Annotated in this window: 18 protein-coding genes and 2 pseudogenes; 14 read left to right on the top strand and 6 right to left on the bottom strand. The window is 58.9% G+C overall.

Annotated elements, in window-relative coordinates:
* The 3 genes from tnpC to tnpA form a co-directional block, all read right to left on the bottom strand.
* Window positions 1-991: IS66 family transposase (tnpC, locus tag AC1Q5S_RS21490; protein WP_492239397.1), on the bottom strand; the 991-nt coding region annotated here is incomplete at its 3' end.
* Between the two features lie 82 nt (window positions 992-1073).
* The gene (gene tnpB / locus AC1Q5S_RS21485; RefSeq protein ID WP_492239395.1) at window positions 1074-1406 is read right to left on the bottom strand and encodes an IS66 family insertion sequence element accessory protein TnpB; all 333 of its coding nucleotides are present in this window, start codon (window positions 1404-1406) and stop codon (window positions 1074-1076) included.
* Entirely contained in the window at window positions 1403-1804 is a 402-nt protein-coding gene (gene tnpA, locus AC1Q5S_RS21480) for an IS66-like element accessory protein TnpA (protein ID WP_492239394.1), read from the bottom strand. The genes tnpB and tnpA overlap by 4 nt, the downstream gene beginning before the upstream one ends.
* A 19-nt stretch (window positions 1805-1823) precedes the next feature.
* On the opposite strand from tnpA, the gene AC1Q5S_RS21475 reads away from it, so the two are divergent.
* Entirely contained in the window at window positions 1824-2702 is an 879-nt protein-coding gene (locus AC1Q5S_RS21475; protein ID WP_492239393.1) for an aminotransferase class I/II-fold pyridoxal phosphate-dependent enzyme, read from the top strand.
* A gap of 130 nt (window positions 2703-2832) precedes the next feature.
* Here the strand turns inward: AC1Q5S_RS21475 and AC1Q5S_RS21470 are convergent.
* Window positions 2833-3953, bottom strand: a protein-coding gene (locus tag AC1Q5S_RS21470; protein WP_233146373.1) for an IS3 family transposase whose coding sequence is annotated in 2 segments (ribosomal slippage) — window positions 2833-3704 and window positions 3704-3953 — 1122 coding nt in all. Because the reading frame shifts where the segments join, the coding sequence is not laid out codon by codon here.
* 133 nt (window positions 3954-4086) lie between these two features.
* Between AC1Q5S_RS21470 and AC1Q5S_RS21465 the strand changes: the two genes are divergently transcribed.
* Window positions 4087-4728, top strand: a complete 642-nt coding sequence (locus AC1Q5S_RS21465) for a bifunctional 4-hydroxy-2-oxoglutarate aldolase/2-dehydro-3-deoxy-phosphogluconate aldolase (protein ID WP_492239392.1) — start codon at window positions 4087-4089, stop codon at window positions 4726-4728.
* Between the two features lie 420 nt (window positions 4729-5148).
* Here the strand turns inward: AC1Q5S_RS21465 and AC1Q5S_RS21460 are convergent, their stop codons facing one another.
* On the bottom strand, window positions 5149-5763 hold the full coding sequence (locus AC1Q5S_RS21460; RefSeq protein WP_156157170.1) for a DUF6436 domain-containing protein: 615 nt from the start codon (window positions 5761-5763) through the stop codon (window positions 5149-5151).
* A 245-nt stretch (window positions 5764-6008) separates the two neighbouring features.
* Here AC1Q5S_RS21460 and AC1Q5S_RS21455 point away from each other — a divergent pair.
* From AC1Q5S_RS21455 to AC1Q5S_RS21445, 3 genes and pseudogenes are all read left to right on the top strand, one after another.
* Window positions 6009-7126 (top strand): IS3 family transposase gene (locus AC1Q5S_RS21455; protein ID WP_454840365.1). Its coding sequence is split into 2 segments (ribosomal slippage): window positions 6009-6258 and window positions 6258-7126, totalling 1119 coding nucleotides; the frame shifts between segments, so codons are not numbered across the junction.
* A 15-nt stretch (window positions 7127-7141) separates the two neighbouring features.
* Window positions 7142-7546: pseudogene (locus tag AC1Q5S_RS21450) on the top strand (amino acid synthesis family protein); the annotation flags it as partial.
* A gap of 44 nt (window positions 7547-7590) precedes the next feature.
* Window positions 7591-7953, top strand: a complete 363-nt coding sequence (locus tag AC1Q5S_RS21445) for a DsbA family protein (protein ID WP_492239391.1) — start codon at window positions 7591-7593, stop codon at window positions 7951-7953.
* Here AC1Q5S_RS21445 and AC1Q5S_RS21440 read toward each other — a convergent pair.
* The gene (locus AC1Q5S_RS21440) at window positions 7931-9364 is read right to left on the bottom strand and encodes an aminotransferase-like domain-containing protein (RefSeq protein WP_492239390.1); all 1434 of its coding nucleotides are present in this window, start codon (window positions 9362-9364) and stop codon (window positions 7931-7933) included. The two genes, AC1Q5S_RS21445 and AC1Q5S_RS21440, sit on opposite strands and share 23 nt — an antisense overlap.
* Before the next feature lie 250 nt (window positions 9365-9614).
* Between AC1Q5S_RS21440 and AC1Q5S_RS21435 the strand changes: the two genes are divergently transcribed.
* The 9 genes and pseudogenes from AC1Q5S_RS21435 to AC1Q5S_RS21395 all read left to right on the top strand — a co-directional run bounded on the left by AC1Q5S_RS21435 (window position 9615) and on the right by AC1Q5S_RS21395 (window position 16487).
* The gene (locus tag AC1Q5S_RS21435) at window positions 9615-11273 is read left to right on the top strand and encodes a cbb3-type cytochrome c oxidase subunit I (protein ID WP_492239389.1); all 1659 of its coding nucleotides are present in this window, start codon (window positions 9615-9617) and stop codon (window positions 11271-11273) included.
* 6 nt (window positions 11274-11279) lie between these two features.
* Window positions 11280-11924: a cbb3-type cytochrome c oxidase subunit II gene (locus tag AC1Q5S_RS21430; protein WP_269499729.1), complete on the top strand. Its 645-nt coding sequence runs from the start codon at window positions 11280-11282 to the stop codon at window positions 11922-11924.
* On the top strand, window positions 11921-12523 hold the full coding sequence (locus tag AC1Q5S_RS21425; protein ID WP_269499730.1) for a c-type cytochrome: 603 nt from the start codon (window positions 11921-11923) through the stop codon (window positions 12521-12523). The genes AC1Q5S_RS21430 and AC1Q5S_RS21425 overlap by 4 nt, the downstream gene beginning before the upstream one ends.
* Window positions 12524-12532: 9 nt before the next feature.
* Entirely contained in the window at window positions 12533-13177 is a 645-nt protein-coding gene (locus AC1Q5S_RS21420; RefSeq protein ID WP_269499731.1) for an SCO family protein, read from the top strand.
* Window positions 13174-13755 carry a hypothetical protein gene (locus tag AC1Q5S_RS21415; protein WP_454840363.1) on the top strand — a complete coding sequence of 194 codons (582 nt, stop codon included), beginning with the start codon at window positions 13174-13176 and terminating at the stop codon, window positions 13753-13755. Before AC1Q5S_RS21420 ends, AC1Q5S_RS21415 begins: the two co-directional genes overlap by 4 nt.
* A gap of 94 nt (window positions 13756-13849) precedes the next feature.
* Complete coding sequence (locus tag AC1Q5S_RS21410; protein WP_454840362.1) at window positions 13850-14791, top strand: LysR family transcriptional regulator; 942 nt, start codon at window positions 13850-13852, stop codon at window positions 14789-14791.
* Window positions 14788-15054: an EexN family lipoprotein gene (locus tag AC1Q5S_RS21405; RefSeq protein ID WP_269499733.1), complete on the top strand. Its 267-nt coding sequence runs from the start codon at window positions 14788-14790 to the stop codon at window positions 15052-15054. Before AC1Q5S_RS21410 ends, AC1Q5S_RS21405 begins: the two co-directional genes overlap by 4 nt.
* 236 nt (window positions 15055-15290) lie before the next feature.
* Window positions 15291-16121, top strand: a pseudogene (locus AC1Q5S_RS21400) (type IV secretory system conjugative DNA transfer family protein); the annotation flags it as partial.
* The gene (locus AC1Q5S_RS21395) at window positions 16104-16487 is read left to right on the top strand and encodes a LysR substrate-binding domain-containing protein (protein ID WP_492239396.1); all 384 of its coding nucleotides are present in this window, start codon (window positions 16104-16106) and stop codon (window positions 16485-16487) included. The pseudogene AC1Q5S_RS21400 and the gene AC1Q5S_RS21395, both read left to right, overlap by 18 nt.
* Window positions 16488-16628: the final 141 nt, after the last annotated feature.

Genomic DNA, 16628 nt, shown 5'->3' with positions numbered 1-16628 from the left:
CAACTACCGCAGAATCGTGTAACCGCGTTGACGGCGCCGCCGATGGCCACATATCTCGGGCCGCAACATAACCGGCGTAGTCGTCACAGATCAGGCTGCCGCGCCAGTCGCCCAGGAAAGTTCTGGCATGCTCACCGGCGCGCGACTCGCAGAAGTCATAGACCACTGCCTTCATGCCTTCAAACGCCCCCGGGGCGTAGGCCCACAGGTAGGCCCGGTGTGTCTTGCCGTTGCCCGGCTTGAGCATGGCCACCGGCGTTTCATCGCCGTGCAGCACCCGGTGCCCGAGCACTTCGGTCTTGAGGGCATCGACCAGCGGCTGCAGCCGCGCGCCGCAGGTGCCCACCCATTGCGCCAGGGTCGATCTGGGAATGGCCAGACCGGCGCGAGCGAAGATGTTCTCCTGGCGGTACAAGGGCTGATGATCAGCGTACTTGGCCACCAGCACCTGGGCCAGCAGGCCGGCGGTGGGGATGCCTTTGTCGATGACGTGGGCGGCCACCGGTGCCTGTGTGAGGGTCTGGCACTTCGCACAGGCCCACTTGCCCCGGATGTGACGCTCCACGGTGAAGACGCCGGGCACGTAGTCCAGCTTCTCGGCCACGTCCTCGCCGATGCGCCTCAACTGGCAACCGCACTGGCATGTCGTGGACGAAGGTTCGTGGTGAACCTCGCGCCGTGGCAGATGGGCCGGCAGCGGTGTGCGTTTGGGTTGCTGTTTCTCGCCGGCAGGCTTGACCGAACGCAGTTGTTCGATCTCATGCTCCACGGTCGCCAGATCGCTATCGAGTTCCTCTTCCAGCAGGTTGCGCTGCTCGGCGCTGTGGCGCTCGGACTTGGCCGCGAACTTCAGCCGCTTGAGCAGTGCGCATTCGTAGGCGAGCTTCTCGTTCAGAGCGCGCTGGTGGCGCAGTTCGGCCAGCAGGCGCTGGCTGACCTCACGCAGTTGCTCTGCGTCCAGTTCGCCCAGGGCCTGTTCGTCGATCACCATGAAGCGCAGTGTGCCTGTGCGTGCCGGGCAAGACCATTGGCGCATCACCCGATTGCCAGTGGCCAACCCGCACATCGAAGATTCAGACCACAGTGATGGCGCCTTGTGAGCCCATGCGCCGCCAGGGCAGGCCCAGCACCAGCGCATTGAGCTGGGCGTGCTCCAGCGCCACGTTCGGGCTGCCCGGCGGCGCCCAGACGAACTTGCCCTGGTGCAGCCGGCGCGCGGCCAGCCACAGACCCACGCCGTCGTGCACCAGAATCTTCATGCGGTTGGCACGCTGGTTGGCAAAGACGTAGGCGTGGTGTGGTTGGGCGGCGCCAAAGGTGGCGATCACCCGCGCCAGGGCGGTGTCGGTGCCCGCGCGCATGTCCAGCGGGGCCGTGGCCAGCCAGGCCGCATCGATTCGGATCACTGCAACAACTCGCGCAGTGCCTGGGCGCACTGCGCCGCAGCCGACACCGGCCATTGCATCGTGACGGTCGCTCCAGAGCGCTGGATCTCCACCCGGATGACGTCCCGGCTGGGGCTGGCCTGTGTGGGCGCGGGTGCGACCGGGGCGGCGACCGGGTTCGGTGCCACTGTGGGCGCCAATGGCAATGCCACGAAGGCTGGCGTTCTCAGCGCCTCATGTTCACGATTCAGGCGCTGCTCGCGCAACCAGCGATGCACCATGTTCGGGTGCAGGCCATGACTCAAGGCAATACCTGACACCGACGCTCCACGTTCCTGGGTTTGCAGCACAACCGACGCCTTGAAATCGGCGCTGTACTCGCGCCGCAGCCGGCGCTCTCCATCGATCAATCGTTCCATCGTCTCCACGATCTCCTTCGTGGGGACGATCCTCGATTACAGCACTCGCTTCAAGATGGGTTGGCCGGACGCATACGAGCCGTTGACCTACCCAGGGTTTCTTCATGCTGCCAGGCAGTTGGGCCTAAAAGTGATGGCGGTGGACGCAGACGAGGACGGTGTCATGCCTGATGCGATCGAACGTTGCCACGCCGCCAGCGGAGCGAACCTGATCTATCTGAACCCGACGCTACAGAATCCAACCGCACGCACGATGCCGGAAAGTCGTCGACGCGACATCTCAAGCACGCTAGATCGGCTCGACATGACGTTGATCGAGGATGACCCGTACCGATACTTGATCAGCGACGCTCCGCCTCCAATCACGACTTTGAGCGGGGGCAAGGGTGCCTATTACTTGACGACCATGTCCAAGTGCATCTGGCCCAGCCTGCGGACGGCTTTTGTTGTGCCGCCACCGGGGGCGGACGTCTCCCGCCTGCAGCAGGCGTTGCGAGCATCGGGGACGGGATCTGCACTTCTCCTGGCACTCGCTGAGCAGTGGATACGTAGCGGGGTGGCAAGTCACATCATCCAGGAGATTCAGCGCGAGACGCGGGCGCGTCAGACGCTCGCCCGATCTCTTCTGCCTGAAGAAGCCTACGCCCATCCGACGGGCCTGCACATCTGGCTTCCCTTGCCAACGCATTGGAACCAGCACCTCTTTGCCCATGCGCTTGAGGACCACAAGGTGGCGGTAGCTTGCTCGGAATCCTTTAACGCGTCAGCCAAAGCGTGTGATGCCATCCGCATCTCCACAGGGGGAGCACCCAACCAAACCTTGCTGAGGCTGGCGCTCACCAAAGTCGCGACGCTGCTCAAGGAGGATCGCCGACTGGGCTCGCGAGCGATCGTGTGAGGACGTCTCTGAGTCTAGGACCTTGTACCGATATACATACAAGATATGTATAATCAACATACAAAATACGAATTAATCCATACATATAGAAAGCGTATGTTTTTTACGGGACCTGACCTGCTCGGATTTTTCACACCACTGGGATTTGGAATCTAGCTTCGGTTGGTAATCTTGATGCAGCGACCTGGGCGGCCTGCTGCGGTGTCAAATAGCCTAGACTGGAGTGCGGCCTGACGGTGTTGTAATGCTGGCGCCAGTCCTCAATCACGATGCGTGCCTCGGTCCGGTTGCGGAACCACTCCATGTTCAGGCACTCGTCGCGCAGCTTACCGTTAAAACTCTCTGTCGTGCCGTTCTGCCAGGGCTTGCCTGGGTCGATCAACGCTGTCTCGATGCCCTGATCCACAATCCATTGCAGCAAGGCATGCGAGACGAATTCCGGGCCATTGTCCGAGCGCAGGTAGCGCGGTGCCCCGCGGTCGCTAATCAGGCGGGCCAGTATCTCGATCACTCTGCGCGAACGGATCGACCCGGCCACATCAATGGCCAGGCACTCCCGCGTGTACTCATCGACTAGCGTCAGGCATTTAATCTGCTGGCCGTTGGCGCATGCGTCAAAGACAAAATCGTAGGACCAGACCTGGTTGGCCCGAGTCGGCGTCAGCGGACGCGGGCGAGAGGCTGCCACGCGGCGTCGAGGCCGTTTACGGGGCACCTGCAGCCTCGCCACGTTCCACAACCGCCACGCCCGGGACATGCTCATCGCATGCCCCTCTCGGGCCAGAAATATGCTGATCCGCCGATACCCATACCGGGGATACTGCGCCGAGAGCGCCTTCATCCTCGCCACCACCGGCGCGTCCTTGTGTGCCTTGGTAGGCTCGTAGCGCAACCCCGAACGGGATACTTCATATAGCGTACAGGCTCGGCGCTGGGATACCCCCAGCGAGCAAGCCAGCCGGGCCTGCTCCTGCCGAACCTGTACGCTCACCACTTTCGGCGGCTGACCTCCTTCATCACCTCGATCTCCAGGTCCCGCTCGACTAGCAGCTTGCGCAGTCGTGCGTTCTCGGCCTCGACTTCCTTGAGCCGGCGCACTTCGTCCACGCCAAACTCCCCGAACCGCTTGCGCCAGCCGTAGATGCTCTGCTCGCTCACCCCGTGCCGCTTGGCCACATCGGCCACCGGGTCCCGGTCGGCCTCACGCAGTATCCGCACAATCTGCTCTTCGCTGTACCTTGCCTTCTTCATCTCGCTTCCTTCTCGCGTCGGAAGCTATTTTCTCAAACACCGTGTGGCGCGAATTTCTCAGAGCAGGTCAGACCGACGTGAAGGTCCGATGTGGAGGCGTATGCCTTTTCCACCCTTATGAGAGTTGACTCAAATGAACAAACTAGACGTCCTAAACCGCATCGGTACTTCAAAGATAGTTGCGATCATTCGAGAGGATGATCCGGATGTCGCCTTCAAAGCTGCGATGGCATGCGTCGAAGGCGGCATCAGTTGTTTGGAGATTGCCCTGACAACCCCTTGCGGGCTTGACGTCGTTGAGAGTCTGGCAAAGATGGAAGACGTGACCGTGGGCGCCGGGACCGTATTGGACTCGGAAACGGCCAAAGCAGCAATCCAGATGGGGGCAGCGTTTTTATTGTCACCTGCCGTCGATCCGGCTGTGATCCGCATGTGCTCTCAGTATGGAGTCGTATCAATACCGGGAGCGTTCTCGCCGACCGAAGTCGTTACCGCGTTGGTGGCGGGCGCAGACATCATAAAAATATTCCCTGCGAGCACACTTGGTCCAAGTCATATTCAGGGCATTGCGGCGCCATTGCCGCAGGCGCTCTTTCTACCGAGCGGTGGCGTTACCGTGGAGAACTTTAACGACTGGTTTGTCAAGGGCGTGCTGGCGGTTGGTGTCGGGGGTTATCTGACCTCAACTGCGGCCGCGGGAGACTACGCCTCTGTGACAACGAAGGCGCAGAAGTTTGTGGAGCTTGCTCGCGCTCGGACCGTTCCAAATGTCTGATGCGCCGGCCGAGCAGGTGAGCACGCTCAGTTCGCTAACTGAGAGAGAGCGTGACGAACTGGCAGATTTCGTTCGGCAATCTCATGGACCGCTATTGTCGCGTGCGGCATTCGCTGACGCGCTCTGCCTAGTCCTTGAGGACGTCTCGGGCTTTGAGAACCCCAGCCCGGACATGCTCGCGGACTTGATCTGCATCATCTGGGATTGTTATCGATCGATCTCCACCCAGTTGGCCGGTAATGAAGCTCGCGGTTAGCGTAATCGTAATGGATGAGATCCGAGTGACTTCGAGGGTAGCGACTTTGAGCACTGGCGAATTGCCAAGTTTGCTAGCGCAACATGACCACGTCTGGTACTGGTAAAGCACTCAAGCCGTGCTGGCCGTAGTGGTGCGAATAACTTGAAACCAAGCGTATTCTTTTATTCATTCCAGCGACAGTAACAGCCAACAGCCAGCATGCCGAATGGCTCAACCGCTTGCCCCGCAACCAGTTTGTCGATGATCGGCTCAACAAAGCTGTTTGCTGATGTGCATACCATACCGAGGCTGTAGGGGCCCGCATAAGCCAAGCGTCCGTCGGCACCCCATATTGCAACTGAAGGACTGGCAGGAATCTTGTCCATTCCTTCAATGCCATCCAGCGGGGTCAGTTTACCTTGGAGAAACGAAGGAAGTTCCCCTGTTGTCCCAGGCTTCCTCACACTATAAAAGTCGATGTTTGCGCGTCGATACATACTTATCAAATAGCTCAAATGAGCGCCGGTCTCTCGATTACAGACTTTGCAGGCTGGATCCCAAAAATGAACGATCCGAATTCGTCCCGTCGGTCCCGCCAGGTTATCGGGTAGGCGCAGGCCTGAATCGTCGAAAACGATCGCCTGCTCAGCAAAACTGCTAAGCCCCCCGAAGCCAAAGTAATTCCATAGAGCAGTTCCCATAGAAAACATGGCCAACACACCAAGGGAGATAAAAACCTTCCGAGAGTTGTTCTTTATAAACCGATACGACTTGGCTAGACGCGCTTCAATGCTCATTAAAATTGATCCATTGCTAAGGGCGCTCCTGAAACTTGTGCATGTATTGCTTTTCCATCTCCACACACGCCTTCCGTCGCTCAGTACGGAAAATCTCGGTTCTCGTGACCTCCTCGCTTTGTTGCCTACAGGCCATGATGGCGCGTCTTTCTGCCGCCTGCGTTTCCGCAGTCATGGGCGTAAGCTCCCCCTTCGGGTAGACGTTAGTCAGTAGAATTTCGGAGACTCCCTGTCTGGAGACTCCTTTGAAGAAGAGCAGGTTTACAGAAAGCCAGATCGTGGCAGTGCTCAAGGAAGGCGAAGCCGGTGTTCCGGTCGCCGAGCTGTGCCGCCAGCACGGCATTAGCACCGCCACGTATTACCAGTGGAAGAGCAAGTATTCAGGCGTGCAGGTGTCCGAGTTGCAGCGACTACGCGAACTCGAAGCCGAGAACGCCAGGCTCAAGCGTATGTATGCGGACCTGGCGCTGGAGAATGCAGCGATCAAGGACGTTCTGAACCGAAAGTCCTGACGCCGTCGGCCAGGCGCGAAGTGGTCGAGCAGCTGGTACAAGCTCGGCTCTCGATCACCCGTGCCTGCCAGATTGCAGGCCTATCGCGGGCGGCGTACTACAAGAGGCCAATGCCAGCATCGGAGCGGGACGCTGAGGTAATCGATGCGCTCAACGCCATCGTGACTCGGCACGGACGCTGGGGGTTCTGGAAATGTTTTACCCGGTTGCGCCTTGATGGCCACGGCTGGAACAAGAAACGTGTTCATCGAGTGTATTGCGATATGGGTTTGAACCTGCCCCGGCGCACGAGGAAGCGGCTGCCGGATCGGCCTCGGCAACCGTTGGACTTGGCCGCAGAGCCTAACCGCTGTTGGGCCTTGGATTTCATGCACGATGCCTTGTACTGCGGGCGACGGTTCCGGACGCTGAATGTCATTGATGAGGCGAACCGAGAATGCTTGGCAATTGAGGTCGGCACGTCGATTCCTTCTGCGCGCCTGATACGCGTCTTGAGTCGGCTGATTGACTGCTATGGAGCGCCTGATGCGATACGACTGGACAATGGTCCCGAGCTGGTCTCGCAGGCGTTCACGGAGTGGGCTGCTGCCAGAGGCATTGCCATCCGATATATCCAACCGGGCAAGCCAAACCAGAATGCCTTCATCGAGCGCTTTAACCGAACCTATCGGACCGAGGTGCTCGACGCGCACCTGTTCGCCAATCTCGAACAGGTGCAGGTCATTACCGACCAATGGCTAGTCGACTACAACGAATACCGCCCGCACGAATCGCTGGGCGGCGTCCCGCCGGTGCAGTTCATGCCCCGGCCAACCTTGGCTCCGAATCTCTACAGACCGATGTCTACTTGACAGGGGTGGTTACGGCTCGGTCTGACGCTCGCCCAAGAACTGGTGGACACGTTGGGTCACGACCAAGTCGAGGTCTATAGCAAGGCAGCCATCGTTGGTGTAAACGGTGAAATGGAGCACGGAGCCGTCTGGCACGAAGCAGGAGGCTGGGCGATGCGAGAGGCACTCGGGGAACCCAAGGCCATCGTGCCTTCGGCCAAGGTTGTTGCCGCCACCGGCTACCGCCTGGTGGCTCCTCTACACTACATCCATGCCGCTTACGTACGCAGCCACTTCAACAGCATGGAAGTCGGTATCCAGGACGCACCGCGCCCTAACGAAATCCTCTTTGCTCTTCTGATGGGCACCGGTGGTCGCGTGCATGCCCGTTTGGGGGGCTTGAGAAAAGACGAAGTATCAGCGCACGATGGGCAATGCTGACCGCCCGGGCTTCAAAATTTTAATGGATTAACGTGTGCCTTGCCTTGAGCGAGCACCGCTTGATGCAACTGGCCGCGAATAAGGGCGTGGCCACTATCGTGGCTGGTGCTTTGTTTTCCGCCTATTTCGAGCAGGGACGCGATATCGGCGATGCCAGCGTGCTGGCCGACATCGCCGGTGAGAACGGACTCGTCTGCGAATCGGTCACAGCTTTCCTCGCCGGCGATGAAGGTGCACATGAAGTGCGTGCCGCTCAACAGACAGCTCGAGACAGTGGCGTGCAGAGCGTTCCCCAGTTCGATATCGGTGGCGAAGTGGTCAGTGGGGCGCAGTCCGTGGAGCACATGACGCGGTCGCTGCGACGGCTGGCAGACATATCTGACATCAGTCCGTACGGCGCTCGCTGACAGCCAGGCTCACCAGCTTTCCCAGCGTTGCCACCGCTTCTTCGATTCTGGTATCCCATCCATGGCCATAGTTCAGTCGCAGACAGTTGGTGAATGCCCGTTTTGCCGAGAAGATTGGGCCGGGTGCCACACTGATTCCATGAGATAAAGCCTGTCTATGGATGTCCAGCGCATTTACGCCGGCAGGCAACTCCACCCACGAAAAATAGCCGCCCGTGGGCCGAGTCGCCCGGGTTCCCGGAGGGAAATAGTGGCCGACCGCCTGCGCAAAAGCGGTTTGGTGCGCTTGCAGGGTCTTGCGCAAGCGCCTTAGATGCTTGTCGTAGCCGCCTTTTTCCAGGTAGTGGGCGAGCGCCATTTGTGTGGGGATCGGGCATGCAAGCGTTGTTGTGAGCTTGCGACGGGCGATGGCGCGCGTGTATCGCCCCGGCGAGACCCAACCGATTCGATAACCCGGTGCCAGCGATTTGGAAAACGAGGAGCAGTGCATCACGATACCGCTTGTGTCGAAGCTTTTTGCGAGCGCCGGCCGCTTGTTGCCGAAGTAAAGTTCCCCGTACACATCGTCTTCAATAAGCGGTATGTCGTAGCGAGACAGCAGTTCGAGCAATGCATGCTTCTTTTGATCGGACATCAGGCTGCCCAGCGGATTCTGGAAGGTCGTCATCAGCCAGCAGGCTTTGGGGTGATGTCGTTGGATGGCCTGCTCCAGAGCGTCCAATTGCACGCCTTCGCGAGGATGCGTGGGAACTTCCACCGCTTCGAGCTGATGCTGTTCCAGTGATTGCAGCGCAGCGTAGAAAGCAGGGGCTTCGACGAGCACGGCGTCGCCCGGCTGCGTGACCACTGCCAAGGACAGGTTCAGCGCCTCAAGCGCGCCATTAGTGATGATGATGTCGTCCGTGTCGACATGCACGCCGCTGGCCAGGTAGCGCAACGCGATCTGGCGGCGAAGGCCGGCGTATCCGGGCGTCAGGTCGTCAACGGTGCTCCAGGGGTCTAGTTTTCTGATGCTGCTGCTCAAGGCCTGACCTAGCCGCTCCAGGGGGAAAAGCAGCGGGCTGGGAAACGCGGAGCCAAGCGGGACAACGTCACGCGCCATGGCTGACTCGAGCACTTCGAAGATCATGTCGCTGATGTCGACAGACGTTGCCTTATCTTCCGGCTGCGAAGGCGTGTCCGCTTCAGGCGGCAGGCGGCGCGCGCCGTGCGAAACGTAATAGCCTGAACGGTCTCGTGCACGGATCAGCCCTTGTGCTTCCAGGAGGTAATAGGCCTGGAACACCGTTGAGGCACTCACGCCTCGATTGGCTGTCACTTGCCGTACGGAGGGCAGCTTTTCTCCGGCTCGGAGCGCTCCTGAATGGATGGACGCGGCGACTTCGGCAGCCAGCGTTTCGTACAGTTTCATGATCAATTGACGGTTATAACGGCGAAGCCTGGCAACGCCGTTGATATGGTTTTCTCAATATTGTCGCGTGATTGATAGCTGAGCCGATTGTAGCCATCAATATCACGAAAATCTACGCCATCACATCCAAACTGATATGGTTGTTTTTATAAAAACTGATTATTTTGTTTCTGATTCCAGTGTACTACTCTGTGGCTATCTGATCAGATAGACGGCATCGGTTGCGATGCCTTGTTAGTCAAGGAATCCCATGAACCCCACAGCCTTGCTACTGGCTACCTTCATTTTGTCCATCGTTGGACTCTTCGCTTTCATATGGTCGCTGCGTAAAGGCCTGTTCGATGCCGAGTCCAGCGGCGCGCGCACGATCTTTTCAGCCGGCGAAATCGGCCGGCCGGAAGAGCCGGCCGCCGCTGCGGAACAACGCACTGTCTTGGCCGAAGTGTCCAGCTCGAATCTGCAAGCCAATCACGGTGCCGAAACTTCGCCCGTCGAGCTTGCCGCCCGTGAAGCCGCAGACCGCTCCAGCGCTTTTCCCGCCTTCGTGCTGATCGCCTGTTCCGTTGTGTGGCTCATCGTCGCATCATTTGCCGGGCTGGTGGCTTCGCTCAAGCTGCACTGGCCCGACTTCCTTACGGAGTACGCATGGCTCAGTTTCGGGCGCCTGCGCACCATGCACCTGAACGGGGTGGCTTATGGCTGGGCGCCTTTGGGCCTGCTCGGCATTGCGATCTGGTTATTGCCCCGCTTGCTGCACACCAAACTGCTGGGCGGCAGGCTAGTCATCTTTGGGGCGCTCATCTGGAACGCCGCGTTGATTGCGGGGATGGGCGGTCTGGCGATAGGGATCAATGCCGGACTGGAGTGGCTGGAGATCCCCTGGCAGATCGGTGCGCTGTTCGCGCTGGGCGGCATGCTGGTGGGTTTGCCCATGGCCTTGATGCTGACCCGGCGCAAGGTGCACCATCTGTATGTGTCGGTCTGGTACATGGGAGCTGCGTTGTTCTGGTTTCCCACGCTGTACATTGTTGCCAAGGTGCCGGGCGTGCACTTCGGCGTGGAGCTGGCCACCATGAACTGGTGGTATGGGCACAATGTGCTGGGTCTGTTCTATACGCCGCTCTCTATCGCAGCCATCTACTATTTTCTGCCCAAGGTGATCGGCCGCCCCGTGCAGTCCTACAACCTATCCTTGCTGGGCTTCTGGACGCTGGCCTTCTTTTACGGGCAAGTCGGCGCGCATCACCTGATCGGCGGCCCTGTTCCCGAATGGCTCATCACCCTGTCTATTGTGCAAAGTGTGATGATGATCATCCCGGTGCTGGCGTTTTCCGTAAACCAGCATCTGACCCTAAAGGGCCATTTCAGTGCGTTGCGCCACTCGCCGGTACTGCGCTTCATCGTATTCGGCGCCATGATGTATACGGTTGCGTCGGTGCAGGGGTCATTTGAAGCCTTGCGTTCATTGAACGCCATTACGCACTTCACGCATTTCACCGTTGCGCACGCGCATTTGGGTATGTACGGCTTCGTATCCATGGTGATATTCGGAGGTATCTACTTTGTAATGCCTCGCATCCTGAACGTCGCCTGGCCACGGCCCAGTCTGATCGCCTGGCACTTCTGGCTGGTCGTGGTGGGCTATGGCGTCTACATGGTGACGCTCAGTATCGGCGGCGTATTGCAGGGGCTGGCCTTGCTGGACCCCGCGCGCGCCTTCATGGAATCCGTGGCAGTGACCATGCCGTGGCTGCAAGGCCGTTCACTAGGCGGTGCGTTGATGACGCTGGGCCATCTGGTTTTTGCGCTGCATGTGTTCCTGATCATTATGCGGTCCGGTGCGTTCTCGGTGAGCGAGCGCCCTGCGGCACTTGCTCAGGCTCAGACAACCACCCCTTCTATTACGTGACGCAATATGGAAAACGAACTCAAACTGCTGGTGGGGGCGATGGTGACGCTGTCGCTCGCGACGTCCGCCATGATCGTGGTGCCTTTCCTGCAGCTCAAGAACGAGCCGCCACCTGCGGAACTCAAACCCTATACCAGCCAGGAAGTCAGAGGGCGCCAGGTGTATCAGGCGCATGCCTGCATCGCCTGTCATACCCAGCAACCGAGCACGACGGGCGCCGGCATCGCCGATGCCAGCCGGGGCTGGGGGCGGGCTTCGGTCGCAGCGGATTATTTTTACGATGACCCGCCCTTGCTGGGCACCATGCGCACCGGGCCTGATCTCTTCAACATCGGTGTGCGCCAGCCGTCCGTTGACTGGCATCTGGGGCACCTGTTCCAGCCGCGCGCCTATACGCCTGGAAGCAATATGCCGGCCTACCCATTTCTTTTCGAGGTGAAGAATCCAGACGATGTAGTTGAAGGAGAGCGAGTCGTTCATCTGCCGCCGGGTACGGTGGAGGAAGGACAGGTTGTCGTCGCCAGGCCGGAAGCCTTGGATCTGGTCGCCTATCTGCTTAGCCTGAACCGGACCTATCCCGTGCTTTCTACCGAACAGGCGGCAGTCTTGTCGCAAACCGCGCCGACGCCGCAGCGGGGTCAAGAAAAATGAAAGCGAAAAGACCGATACGTGTATCTGAAAATGCCGATCCGCACGAGCTGAACAACCCGGTTCCGAAGTTGGTTCTCGGGGTGATTGCAGCGCTTGTCGTCTGGGGCGTTTATTACATTTTTTCATCAAGCCCCAACAGCGCTGCTGCCTTGGGCGATCAGCGCCCGCTATCGGTGTTGGCACCTTCCGTCTCGGCGGATGACCGGGCGATTGATGGCAAGCAGCTTTACACCGCTGCCTGTCAGGCTTGCCATCAAGCCAGTGGACAGGGTTTGCCAGGCGTGTTTCCGCCGTTGGCTGGTTCCGAATGGGTCACAGGCGACCCCGCTGTTCTGGCCCAGATCGTGCTGCATGGCGTGACAGGGCCCATTACCGTTTCCGGTGCGACCTACAACGGCGCCATGCCGGCCTTTGGTAAGCAGTTCGACGATGCGCAAATCGCTGCTGTGCTGAGTTTCATCCGTAGCGAATGGGGCAACGCGAGCCCCGAAGTCGACGAGGCATCGGTTCAGGCGGCCCGAGCCGCAAGTGAAGGCAGAACCCAACCGTGGGAAGGCCAGGAGGCGCTTTCCGCGTTGACCCAAAAGCCTGCAAGCTGAGGACAATACATGGCTTCGTCCGTCGCTCGATCCGCTCTTGCGCTGGCTGTCGTTCTGATTCTGGGCCTTATTGCATTTGGTGCGGTTACGGCGGGGTTCGCCGCAGTGACCGCGGATGGCGTCCGACGTGTACAACTTGAACGCCACCCTAGACCATTACCCCCACTGGGGTTGATCAGTGCCGATGGAAGCGCTCGTTCGTTGTTGGAATATGGAAATGCGCAGGCTCGGGTCACCTTCGTCACGCTGGTCTATCTGCAATGCAGATCCATCTGCCGTACCAGTATGTCTGGGCAGGCATGGATGCAACACGCCATCCAATCAAGAGGTCTCGAAAGCCGGGTGCGCCTGCTGACGCTCAGTTTCGATCCCGTTCACGATACGCCGGACGTCATGGCGGAGCATGCGCGGCGCTTAGGAGCCGAAGCCGGTTTATGGGAGTTTGCTACCGTTCAGAACCCTGCGGATCTGGATGCCATGCTTGCGTTGTTCGACATCATCGTATTGCCTGACGGACTTGGCGACTATACCCATAATGCCGCGCTGTTCCTGATTGATGAAACCGGGCGGGTTGCCAAGGCGTATGACATAGACCGGCCAGACCTTGCCCTGGCCGACTATTTGTCGCGCAAGCATGGAGAGGTGCCGGGATGACAGCGCTTTTGCTTGAGCGCCCGGTGGTGGGGAAAATACTTCACCACTGGGCGACGCCGGCTGTATTGCTCGCGGCACTGGCCTTGTTCCAGCCCTGGCTTGAAGCATCCATGGCGAGACACATGGGTCTGGAATTGCCCTTGCTCTTTATCGTGGGATGGTTCACAGCCAACGTCGCTGGTGATCGACTGGTTCGCCTTCTAGAGCCGTGGAACCTGGCGGGCGTACCGGCGCTGACCTTCTCGATGCTCGCGATGTCAGTATGGATGGTGCCGTCTGCACTTGACTTCGCCGTGCTTTCGCCCGTTGTTGCAATGGTCAAAGTCATCAGCATGCTGCTCGCCGGCATCATGGCCGGCGCATCGTGGCGAACGGCGGGTATTGTGATCCAGGCGTTCTTCATCATGAACTGGTTCTGGACAACCTTTGTCGTGGGCCTGCTTTACAAGGATGCGCCACAACAGCTTTGCAGTGTTTACCTGGCGGATGAGCAGTCGCATGCGGGCATGGCCATGATGGCATGGGCTGTTTTAGGGCTGTTGTTGTGGGCGCCGGGCGTGTTTCGTAAATTTCGCTAATCGATTTCATAGGAGGCTATCGCGGAGATGTTCAAAAAATTAGTGGCGGTCGGCGTGGATACGAGTATTGATCGCCATAGGACGCTTTAGAAGTATGGAACTCCGACATCTGCGTTGCTTTTTGGCGGTAGCAGAGGAACTTCATTTCGCCCGCGCCGCGGAGAAGCTGCACATTGAGCAATCGCCATTGTCTCGCACCATCAAGGAATTAGAAGAAGAGCTGGGTGAGCAGTTGTTCGTCCGCACCAGTCGCAGTACGCGGCTTACGCGGGCAGGCAAGCTGTTTCTGGAGCATGTGCCGCGTATTTTCACTGCCTTGCAGCAGGCTCGCGACAGTGTGACGGCGGCGGCTAATGGCTTCCATAGTCAGCTGCGCATAGCCTTGTCCGACGGCATCATGCCTTCACGCCTGCCCAGCCTGCTGGCTCTGTGCCGAGAAGAAGAACCCGAAGTCGAAATCCGTTTTTTCGAGGTGTTGTTATCGCAACAGATAAAAGGGTTGCATGATGATCTGTACGACGTGGGTTTCGCGCGATCTGATGAGGTAGGTGATGGAATCGTCGCCGAGCCGATTTGGAATGACCCGTTATGGGTTGCAGTGCCAGCACGGCATCCGTTGTTGAAGCATAAGCGCATCCCGCTGGGTGAGGTGCTGCGTTATCCGCTGGTGCTGTGCGACCCGCAGGCATGCGAAGGCTATGCGCAACAACTGGAACGGGTACTGCGTCGTATAGATATGGAACCGTTGATCGCAGAGCGGGTGGCGTCATTCGATTTGATGATGGCGCTGGTATCCGCAGGCTTTGCGCTGGGTCTGGCTGGTGCGCCGCATATTGCTTCCAGTCGTGAACCGGGCGTGGTAGCACGGCCCCTTGCAGGCCGTTCGCCCATGCTCACGACGTACCTGTTGTGGCGAGAAGCCGAAACCTCAGAAATCATATCCCGTTTCATCGACCGAGTGCGGGCCATCGAACTGCCCGAAAGCGTCAGACCGACACCACCGATTGAACCTGACACAGAGGAGGTCGTGCCATGAAGCAGGTTGTCCTGTTATTGCTGATTGCTGGGCTGGTAGGCTGCGGCCCGTCTGAAACGCCCGTACCTAAGCCCGACATACCTACAGTTGAGGAACTGGCCGCCGACCCAGCACGGCTCAAAGCGTTGCGTTCGCTGTGCAAAACGGATCGCACCAACCTGGGCGATGTGCTGTGCGACCGCGTGGCCGAAGCTACGCGCAAGCGCTTCTACGGTGACGGCATCGTGCCTTACACCCCATCGGATACGCCCCCGAAATTCTGATTCGCCCGCATTTCCCTACAAATCCTGTTTTTCTTTACTGACACGCCGCAACGCGCCCGCGCCTGCGGCGTTTTCTTCGTGTGCGCCCCTCCATGAATTGATGTTTTTTTTCGTGAGCATTGTTCCGATAACGGTCTTTGACCAGCACTGACTTGGCACCGATGCTCATAAGGCAGGCACAGGTTTGTGCCGCTTTGGAACGAGGAATCAGGGCAAGAGAAGTCGGAGGCAGGGGTATGCAAGGGACGAATGTGCTGTTCGGGCAGATCGCCGTCGTATTCGGCATCGTGATCGCCGGAGTGTGGGGCGCTACACAATGGACAGCTGCGGCATTGGGTTATCAGCTACGCCTGGGTGCACCCTGGTTCGATTTCCACGATACGCCGATCTATCACCCTTGGCGTCTCTTTGAGTGGTGGTTCTTCTTCGATGCCTATGCGCCGCAGATCTTCAACATCGCGGGCATGATCGCTGGCGGCAGCGGCCTGGTCGCCGTGGTGGTCGCCATCGGCATGTCGATCTGGCGTTCACGCCAGGCGCGACTGGTCACGACTTACGGTTCGGCCCGCTGGGCCGATAGTAGCGACATTCGTAAGGCCGGGCTGACCCAGCCGACCGGAATTTTGCTGGGTCTGCATGATGAACAGTATCTGCGCCACGAGGGGCCGGAGCATGTATTGGCCTTTGCGCCGACCCGTTCGGGGAAGGGTGTGGGCCTGGTGGTGCCCACCTTGCTGTCTTGGCCAGCCTCAGCCGTCATCCACGATATTAAGGGAGAGAACTGGCAGATCACGGCGGGCTGGCGTTCGCGTTTCTCGCACTGTCTGCTGTTCAATCCTACGGATAACCGCTCGGCTGGCTACAACCCGCTATTAGAGGTGCGCCGGGGCGAGCATGAAGTGCGTGATGTGCAGAACATCGCCGATATTCTGGTTGACCCGGAAGGCGCGTTGGAAAAGCGCAATCATTGGGAAAAGACTTCGCACGCGCTCTTGGTAGGCGCCATCCTGCATGTGCTTTATGCGGGCGAGGACAAGACCCTGCGCGGCGTGGCGAATTTTCTGTCCATCATCAATCCGTGGGATCTACAGCAGCAGGAGTGTCTGGGGTTTACCTATTCTGATGGCCGCTCACACTGGAGCTTCGACAGCCCGGAGGGGCGTATAGATGTTCCTATTAGAAGCAAATTAACGATCAATCAAGGTGATCCACTGCTGGCAGCGGCTGTAGCTGGCCTAGGTGTGGTTCTACAGCCGATAGAGTTGGTTAGCGATGCACTGCGCGATGGGACACTGGTGCGCCTGTTGCCGCAGTACCCGGTGCCGAATTCCGCAATGCACATCCTCTATGCCCCTGACCGAAGAATGACTCCAAAGCTGCGCAGCTTCTTGGAGTTTGCACGTGAGGCTTTTGGGCAGCGAGGCCCTCTCTAACGCATGAAAATCAATCACTCCTACGCTATCCGGTATTCGTAAAGGAGGGAGGGTTTCACGCAGATGAGATAGCCCCCTGATTCCCCGGCCCCGTTCTATCGCTTATCTTTGAGATAGGAATAGGACTATGAATACGACTAG

Source organism: Acidovorax sp. GW835-FHT14B10 (assembly GCF_058793725.1).
This window is presented reverse-complemented; position numbering and strand designations above follow the sequence as displayed.